The sequence below is a fragment of the Candidatus Burkholderia verschuerenii genome (assembly GCF_001189365.1).
Classification (GTDB): Bacteria; Pseudomonadota; Gammaproteobacteria; order Burkholderiales; family Burkholderiaceae; genus Caballeronia; species Caballeronia verschuerenii.
This window is the reverse complement of the sequence record NZ_LFJJ01000319.1, coordinates 1-3,207: the sequence shown is the minus strand read 5'-3', so window position 1 is coordinate 3,207 and position 3,207 is coordinate 1. Positions and strand designations below refer to the sequence as shown.

The window sequence follows — 3,207 nt, the reverse complement described above, 5'->3', positions numbered from 1 at the left end:
CCGTACGCCTCGCCACGCTTCATGCGCAAGGAGACGTCCTGCAGCACTTCGCGCTCGCGTCCGCGTGACCGATACGTGACCGTCAGGCCGACGACGGTCAGCGCATCGGCCTGATCGCCATTGGCGGCGCCGAACGTGGGGAAAGCCGATGGCGGCGGTCCGTTCATCGGTCGAGCACTCTTTGCACGGCATCGGCGACGAGATTCACCGCGACGACCAACGACGCGATCGCGGCGGCATCGAACACGACGGTCCACCACGCGCCGCCCGCCATCAACGTATAACTTTCGGACAAGGCGAGTCCCCAGTCGGCCGATGGCGGTTGAATGCCGAAGCCCAGAAACGACAGCGTCGCGACGGCGAAGATCGCGTAGCCGAGACGCACGGTGGCTTCGACGATGATCGGCGGCAGCACGTTCGGCAGGATCTCCGCGAACATGATGTACAGCGCGTTTTCGCCGCACAGTTGCGCCGCGAGCACGTAATCGAGATGACGCTCGCCAAGCACGGCGGCGCGCACCGTGCGCGCGGTGATCGGCGCGAAGGTCAGTCCGATGACGAGAATCACCGTCGTGTTGCTCGCGCCCACTGCGGCCAACGCCAGCAGCGCGACGATGACCAGCGGCAGCGCCAGCATCGCATCGATCAGACGGCCGATCACGGCATCCACCCAACCATCGAAATAGCCGACGACGAGACCGATCGCCGTGCCCGCCGCCGTGCCGAGCAACGTCGCGAGCGGCGCGATGGTGAGAATGTCGCGCGAGCCGATGATCACGCGCGAAAACACGTCGCGGCCGAGCTGGTCGGTGCCGAACCAGTGTTCGCCGGATGGCGGCACGAGCGAGTTGAGCGGATCGGATGCGTATGGATCGACCGGCACGACGAAGTGGCCGAACAGCGCGCACACCACCCAGAACAGCAGGATCAGCACGCCGAGATCGAAGATCAGCGAGTGCGTCAGCGCGCCGAGCACTTCAGACGGAACGGCGGTGGCGGTACTCATTTCGCGGCTCCCGTGCGCAGACGCGGATTCAGCACGACATACAGCGCATCCGCGATCAGATTCGCCGCCGTATAGATCACGCCGATGGTCAGCACGCCGGCTTCGAGCATCGGAAAGTCCTTGGCGCGCGGCGTTGTAGATGAGCGAGCCGATGCCCTGATAGTGAAACAGCGTCTCCACGACAACGAGGCCGCCGATCATGTAGCCGAGCTGCGTCGCGGCGACGGTCACGGTCGGCAGCAGCGCATTGCGCAACACATGCCGGAAGATCACGACGTGACGCGGCAAGCCCTTGAGAATCGCGGTGCGCGTGTAATCGGCGTCGAGCGCCTCGACGGTGCCCGCGCGCGCCATTCGCGCGATATAGCCGAAGAACACGAGCACGAGCGGCAGCACCGGCAGAATCAGATGCTTCAGTTGCGTGAAGAAGCCGGCGTCGGCGGGCGCGGTCGCCTCGATCGGCAGCCATTGCAGCCAGACGCCGAAAATCAGGATCAGCACGATCGACGACACGAATTCCGGCACGACTGTCGCCGTCAATCCGCCGATGCTGATCACGCGATCGATCCATCGTCCCGAGTGCAGCGCCGCATACACGCCGCCCGCGATACCCAGCGGCACGACGACGATAAACGCCAGCGCGCCGAGCTTCGCCGAATTCCACAGCGCCCCGCCGATGAACGGCGCGACGGGCGCGCGAAACGCGTACGACTCGCCCATGTCGCCGCGCAGAAAATGGCTGATCCAGCCGGAATATTGCGTCAAAAGCGGCCGGTCCACGCCGAGCTGATGATTGAGCGCCGCAACGGCGCGCGCATCGGCGAGCGGACCGAGAATCGCGCGGCCGACGTCGCCGGGCAGCAACTGGCCGCCCGCGAAGACGATCATCGACAAGAGCCACAGCGTGACGAGCGCGAGCAGCACGCGCACGCCGACGAAGCGCACGATGCGCCGCGCTTTTGCCGCGCCGCCATTCCCTTTGTTCGGCGGCGCCGTGACGCCGGAGGAGGGCGTGATCGTGCTCATCGTCGAAACCTCCTTAAGCGCCCGTCACCTGCGCGCGGTCGAACCACATCTGCGACATCGCGTTGAAGCGCACGCCGCTGACATTCGCGCGCGTGACGATCAACTGGTCGTAGAAGTAAGGGATCACGACCGGCGTTTCATCGAGCAAGAGCTTCTGAATCTCGCCCGACAGCTTCTTCTGCGATGCCGCGTCCAGCGCCGCGACGAAATCGGCCACCAGCTTGTCGTACTGCGGATTTTTGAAGTGCGCCGCGTTCCACGTGCCGCCGCTCGTGAGCGATGCGTTGAGGAACACGTTCGGCACGCTGCGATGCCCGTAATCGGTGATGCCCAGCGGCGAATCCAGCCAGTCCGACTTGCCGAACGTGCCCGAGCCGTAATACAGATCCTGACTCTCGACCTTGAGCTGAATGCGAATGCCGATCGCCTTCGCCGCGTTCTGCACGACGACCGCGAGATCGGGAATCTCCATGTACTTTTCGGTCGTGAGCGTGATGTCGAAGCCGTTGCCGACGCCTGCATCGCTCATCAGCTTCTTCGCCTGCGCGATGTCGAACTTGCGCTGCGGCACGGTCAGATCGCTCGACGGAAACACCGGCGCGAACGGGCTGTCGTTGCCGACTTCCGCGCGTCCACGGAACAGACCTTTGACGATGACTTCGCGGTTGATCGCGAGCGCCAGCGCCTGACGCACGCGCTTGTCCTTGAACGCGCCCATGTCGCAGCGCATATGAATCTGCCGATGCGAACTCGACTTGGTGCCCAGCACCTTGAACTGCGGATTGGTCAGGATCGAGACGCCGCCCTGCACGGTAAAGTCGCTCATCACGTCGGCCTGGCGGCCTTGCATCGCGAGAAGCTGGGCTTGCTGATCGGCGTAGAAGGAAAACTGCGTGCGATCGGGCAGCGCTTTTTCGCCCCAGTAATCCGGATTGCGCACGAACGACGCGCCGACTTTCGGCGTGTACTTTTCGAGCTTGAACGGTCCCGTGCCCATGAACGACTTCTCGTACGGGCCGCTGAAATTCGCCGGGAGAATCACGGCGTTATACGTAGTCGGCCCTTCAGAATTAGTCGAAGTCAAGGGTGGCAAGGGGCCGCCGGAAGATCGTGTTTCCCAGAACTCCCAGAAGCAATATTGATCTGAATGGTTTCCTGGGAGTTTGGAACTTCGC

Annotated in this window: 1 protein-coding gene and 2 pseudogenes; all 3 read right to left on the bottom strand. The window is 63.7% G+C overall.

Translation table 11 applies throughout. The features are described from left to right. Positions 1-163: 163 nt before the first annotated feature. Positions 164-1,006, bottom strand: coding sequence for an ABC transporter permease (locus BVER_RS28485; protein ID WP_050456092.1), 843 nt, complete (start codon positions 1,004-1,006; stop codon positions 164-166). Then, a pseudogene (locus tag BVER_RS28480) lies at positions 1,003-2,032 on the bottom strand (ABC transporter permease). The gene BVER_RS28485 and the pseudogene BVER_RS28480 overlap by 4 nt, the downstream one beginning before the upstream one ends. 13 nt (positions 2,033-2,045) lie before the next feature. Further along, a pseudogene (locus BVER_RS28475) lies at positions 2,046-3,083 on the bottom strand (ABC transporter substrate-binding protein); the annotation flags it as partial. Positions 3,084-3,207 lie beyond the last annotated feature (124 nt).